Annotated in this window: 4 protein-coding genes and 1 tRNA gene; 2 read left to right on the top strand and 3 right to left on the bottom strand. The window is 42.0% G+C overall.

What is annotated here, in order from left to right:
- On the top strand, window positions 1-449 hold a 449-nt coding region (locus VLN09_RS07540; RefSeq protein ID WP_325245200.1), incomplete at its 5' end, for a DUF2058 domain-containing protein.
- 97 nt (window positions 450-546) lie between these two features.
- Here the strand turns inward: VLN09_RS07540 and VLN09_RS07545 are convergent.
- The 3 genes from VLN09_RS07545 to VLN09_RS07555 all read right to left on the bottom strand — a co-directional run bounded on the left by VLN09_RS07545 (window position 547) and on the right by VLN09_RS07555 (window position 4,771).
- On the bottom strand, window positions 547-2,337 hold the full coding sequence (locus VLN09_RS07545) for a potassium/proton antiporter (RefSeq protein ID WP_325245202.1): 1,791 nt from the start codon (window positions 2,335-2,337) through the stop codon (window positions 547-549).
- 239 nt (window positions 2,338-2,576) lie between these two features.
- Window positions 2,577-2,915, bottom strand: a complete 339-nt coding sequence (locus tag VLN09_RS07550; protein ID WP_325245204.1) for a GlpM family protein — start codon at window positions 2,913-2,915, stop codon at window positions 2,577-2,579.
- 185 nt (window positions 2,916-3,100) lie between these two features.
- Window positions 3,101-4,771 (bottom strand): alpha-keto acid decarboxylase family protein, encoded by a 1,671-nt coding sequence (locus VLN09_RS07555; protein WP_325245206.1) that lies wholly within the window; start codon window positions 4,769-4,771, stop codon window positions 3,101-3,103.
- A gap of 252 nt (window positions 4,772-5,023) precedes the next feature.
- Here VLN09_RS07555 and VLN09_RS07560 point away from each other — a divergent pair.
- Window positions 5,024-5,098 (top strand) — tRNA-Gly (locus tag VLN09_RS07560).
- Window positions 5,099-5,543: the final 445 nt, after the last annotated feature.

Raw genomic sequence — 5,543 nt, forward strand, 5'->3', positions numbered from 1 at the left:
AGCACGCTAAGCGCACTGGCGATGCATCGAATATCGAAGCTAAAAAAGCCTTGGCAGACGCCCAAGCTAAAAAGCTAGAAAAATACCAAAAGCTCAATCAAGAAAAGCAGCGAGTCTTAGAAGAGAAGATGTTAAAAGCCAATATCATTCAAATGATTAAGCAGCATCAACTGACTGAGACAAATGGCGACATCAGCTATCAGTTTGTCGATGATGCAAAAGTCAAAAAAATCTCTATTACTCAAAAGCTATACGATCAAATTGTGTTAGGTCACGTGGTCATCGCCCGTTTAGATGACAGCTATGCCCTACTACCGCGCCCGCTTGCCGATCGTATCGACTCAAAGCTAGAAGGCTTTATGGTGGTATCAAACGATACTGCAGAAGATGAGCTGGCAGAAGACGATCCGTACGCCGCCTATGTGATCCCAGATGATTTGATGTGGTAATCACTGCTGTAGATAATACTATTGAAAAAGCCCTATTGATCATCAATAGGGCTTTTTATTATGCAGTCATCTCAGCTGATATTTATATAGTAAAAAATTAAATCACCTTAGCAAACTCTTGATGCTTTAAACCAATCGTTCTCAGCTTTCCTTTCTCGTCCACTTCTTTGATGACCAATGACCATTCATCACTGATAGCAACCGTATCGCCTGAGACTGGCTTCATATCCAAGTTATCTACGACATACTCAGCGACCGTTTGCTCCCACATACTTTTGGCACTGTCTTCAGGTTTTTCCTTTAGCTTATCTACAAGAGACTCAGCCGCCATAATACCGGTAAAAAACGGCAAGTCTCCAAGCTTTACACTTGGTGATAGTAACCAATCGCCATAAAAGTCATCGATGGCTTTAAGATCTAACGTCGTATCATTAAAAATTTTAGCAATTTTACTGGCATGATTACCCCTCATCGCATACCAGACTCTATCTCCACATTTAAGCTTGGTCGTTTCTTCAACCATCACAATATGTTGCCTACGTACCAAGGCAAAGATACTAATCTCATCAGGGCTGACATGGTTAGAGATGCCCATCGGATGACGATCAATCGCAAATGCCCCTGACTTCACTTCAAATTCGTATAAAGTAATGCTAGCTTTATCAGATACCCAGACTTCATGCTCTTCTTCTGGGTCTTTATTGCTTGGGATACGTACTTTGAATAAATTTGCCATGATAGGAATGGTGGTGCCTTGTAAAATCAATGACAGAACTACCACACCAAAGGCAATATCAAATAGCATAAAGGCGCCATCTATACCTGCCATCACGGGCAAAATAGCTAGGGTAATAGGTACCGCGCCACGCAGTCCTACCCAAGAGATAAAACCGATTTCTCTGTCTTTGAATTTAAAAGGTTTGACACTCGTATAGACAGCAATAGGACGAGCAATCAAAATCATAAAGGCGGCAATGGCGACCGAATAATACCAAACATCGATAACGTTCGATGGTGTCACTAGTAGTCCCAATACTACAAATAATACTGCCTGTGATAACCAAGCAAAGCTATCCATCACCCGCATGACATGCTCAGTTGAGCGTACTTTATGGTTACCAATCAGCACACCGGTAAGATAAATGGCCAAAAACCCACTACCGCCAATAAGATTGGTCGCAGCAAAGACTGCCAAGCCAGCAGACATAATTAAGATGGCGTACATGCCTTCTGCCAAATGCACCTTGGGTAATAACCTTGCTAATAAATAACCAAACAACAAGCCCATGCCTAGACCAAAGCTGAGCTGCTGTAATAGCAACCATAAAAAGCCCAGTACCGTTTGCCCTGTGGGATCGACATTTAAAGCAATCAATCCTGTCACAAGCAAAATAGCCAAAGGGTCGTTGGCACCCGACTCTAGCTCTAGTGTAGCTTGTACACGATCGTTAAGCTTCACACCACCATTACGCAGCAATGAAAATACCGCTGCAGCATCGGTTGAACCGACAATCGCTGCCATTAATAACCCAAGACGCCAATCGACATCAAGTAGCCAAGTCACGAATACGCCCAGTATCATGACCGTAGCCAATACGCCCCAAGTAGCTAAGGTGATTGCAGGCTTAAGACCCACTCGAAAGGACTTAAAAGAGGTGCGCAGACCGCCATCTAACAAGATACAAGCCAGCGCTGCCTGCCCAACAAAATTAGCAATAGCATATTGGGAAAACTCGATACCTAAGATTCCCTCTTCGCCAGCCAGCATTCCTACGATTAAAAACAACAGTAACAAAGGAACGCCCAAACGCGCGGATAAGGTACTTGCCATAATACTGGCAAAAATTAATACCGCTCCTACGAAATAAAGGATATTTAAGGTATCCATCTTTTTTTAAGCCCTATTTTTATCAGTGATAACGAATTGAGTGGTTGCCATAGTATTGACCTTACTTTTCTGTGGGTAGCATAACGAAGCCGCACTTAAGCATAACATCCTTGACCAAATCTAGAGAACCTGTCTGCAAAGAAATCGTCTCAAAGCCCTTTATTCATATTTCTATCTGAATTTATCCGCTTCTAGAGCGCCATTTTCGCGCTATTGTGAGCACTGCCCTCGTTTAACTATCATGAAGCTTGAATGTATTGCCACGTCAGCACTAAAATCGCCGCTGCTACTGTCCAAGCAACCACGCCCAATAAAAGCGCCTTATATAAGCTGACATAGCTGATGCTAAAAAAGACCACAAAGGTATAGATAAGATGCGGAATAACACCGAGCATACTAAATATCAGTGCGACCTTTAAATCAGCAGGGCTACGCTCAGTACCCACAATAAAGTGACTAATCAACGTAAAAGTGGGGAAAAGCGGGGCAAGTGCAGCCAAGTAGAAAAATCTGGTTTGGGCGAATAATTGAATCGCTAATACCATCAAGGCACCAATAAGCATTTTCAGCCAAATCATAATAAGGTATGTCCTTTTGAGTGTTAAGGACCGAATACAGCCCAACCTACCATGATACTAAAGTATGCAAATTGACATAAGCAGAATCTCTAGTTAGTTGGTCGATATCGAAAAAAATCCTCAAAAAAGCCCATTGAGTTTAGTGACTCAACGAGCTTTTTTTGATTAAAACTTATTAAATAGACTTAATCGGCTTTTGGCTTAAGCGCGGCACTGATATCAGCTAGTAGTGGCGGAATATCATGCTTGCCAGCGATGACCTCCAACATAACCAGTTTGTCTTTTGCTGCAGTCGCTTGTTTGAGAGCCTCTTTTAACTCGCCTGCTGTCTCTGCTTTTAGTAGCAGACTATTATCATCAGTAGCACCAAACGCTTTTGGCATCAGCTGCCAATCACATTTGGGGATGTCGTTATAATACTGGTTTTCACCATGAATCGCCCGCTCAACGGTATAACCATCATTATTAATCAGCACAATCACAGGGTTGATACGCTCTTGAATCATCACCGCAATTTCTTGAATGGTTAATAAAGCAGAACCATCACCAATGAGTAAAATACTGCGTTTATGCGGTGACGCAATGGCACCACCTAAACTCGCAGGCAAAGTATAACCAATTGAGCCCCACATTGGCTGTCCATAAGACGTCACGCCTTCTGGCAGACGCACATCACTGATACCAAAATAGGCGGTGCCTTGTTCAGAAAACACCAAGTTTTTATCATCAAGCGCATCAGCAATGATATGCCATAAGTCATCTTGACGAATGGCCTCATTATCCTTGCCATGTTGCTCATGCGGCTTTACCTCTTCACAGAACTGCTTTGCCACAATTTTGATACCTGAGGTCATGACTTCATGCAATACTTTTAAAGCGTCTTTTAAAGCGATAGGCGCAAAGTTTTTTCCTGCGATACTCGCACGCTCATAATGTAAGTCAACCACCACATTTTCATCAATATCTTGGCTAAACCCTGCAGTAGTAGTGTCAGTATATTGCACACCAATTTTTATCAAACATTCACAGTTTTCGACCATATCCTTAACGACAGGACGCGATGCCACGCCCGCATAGGTACCTGCCCAACGCTCACTATTTTCGTCAAGCAAGGTTTTGCCCCACGATAACGTTGTATAAGGAATATCGGTATCAGCAATCAAAGCTTTAAGCTGATTTTGCAGACCCAAACGATGCACCATCAAGTCTGCCATCAACGTCGTGGTTTTATTGGGTAAAAATTCTATCAGCGCTTGCTTAAAGTCTGCTAACGCCGCTTGACTGGTGATATCTTCCTCACTATCGATAAGTTTGGTCGTTGGCGGATAAATTGGCGTTTTTGCCACATCTGGTGATAGTAGTAAATAACCTGGGCGATGCTTTTTAAGAATCATACGAATGACACGATCAATCTCAGAAGCAGCATTATCAGGCGTAATATGCGCGCGTGCCACGGTCACCGGCTCGACCATCTTGATAAAATGGTTAAATACCCCGTCACCCAAAGTATGGTGGATACGACGTTTTGAATCTTGCAAAGCGGTGCTAGGCGCACCAACGATGTGTAGCACTGGCGTATACTCTGCAAACGAGCCTGCGGTGGCATTAATCGCTGACAACTCGCCCACGCCAAAGGTTGTCACCATAGCGGCAAAGCCACGCTCTCGAGCATAGCCATCAGCTGCATAACCTGCGTTTAGCTCATTGGTATTACCTACCCAGCGTAGTTTATCGGAGGCAAGTACATTATCTAGAAAGGTTAGATTAAAATCACCAGGTACGCCAAATATCTCGGTTGCACCCGCTTCTGCGATGCGATCAAATAAATAATCAGCGATGGTATATTGTTGACTCATATTACTTATCCTTAAGTGTTATGTTTATAAATCATAAATATAATGAAAGTAATTATAAAGCTGCATTCCAGCCTATTTATAGAAAGCAAAGCTTTTGGAATGTAGATTATAACAATCTGTTATAACATAGATGCTTGATAGGATAATATGCCAATTTACTATCTTTTGCTTTTTTTCATGTTACCTGTTGACACGCTCAAAAAACTGCGTATAATACGCCTTCATCAACTGACAATAGTTAATTGATAATTAGCGGGAATAGCTCAGTGGTAGAGCATAACCTTGCCAAGGTTGGGGTCGAGAGTTCGAATCTCTTTTCCCGCTCCAAATACTTAAAAAGCCTCACTTAACAGTGAGGCTTTTTTTTGTCCAATTTTCAGGGCTTGTAGAAGATTTATCGAAATATTTTTCTGAATATAGTGAAGTCTAACTACCCAAACAAAAAGTCCGTTTTCATGACGGTGCCCATGTGGTGCCCAAACTGTGCCCTGCCCTAAAACCTCAAATACATAACTGACCACAACCTAGCTATTTTTGGCTAAAAAACCATCATGACACCTAACCTAGTAAATTTGGCATTATGATGATTTTTGAACCCAACCTCAATTCAGCAAAAAACGTAGTTTTTAGACGCATATTTTTTTGAAATATATTTCAGTCTTATGGTCTCTAGAGTTAATCACCACTTAAAAAGCGATGACTACAACCTAACAATAGAAAATTATTAAGCCTCGTAAGTATCTTTTGTCTCTAGTAGACCTTTAGCTAGAAA

The organism is Psychrobacter sp., assembly GCF_035469765.1.
In the GTDB taxonomy this organism is placed as follows: Bacteria; Pseudomonadota; Gammaproteobacteria; order Pseudomonadales; family Moraxellaceae; genus Psychrobacter.

What these genes read in the sequence shown, in the direction of transcription:
- VLN09_RS07545 (WP_325245202.1), bottom strand. Translation starts at nt 2,337, where the DNA reads ATGGATACCTTAAATATCCTTTATTTCGTAGGAGCGGTATTAATTTTT.
- VLN09_RS07550 (WP_325245204.1), bottom strand. Translation starts at nt 2,915, where the DNA reads ATGATTTGGCTGAAAATGCTTATTGGTGCCTTGATGGTATTAGCGATT.
- VLN09_RS07555 (WP_325245206.1), bottom strand. Translation starts at nt 4,771, where the DNA reads ATGAGTCAACAATATACCATCGCTGATTATTTATTTGATCGCATCGCA.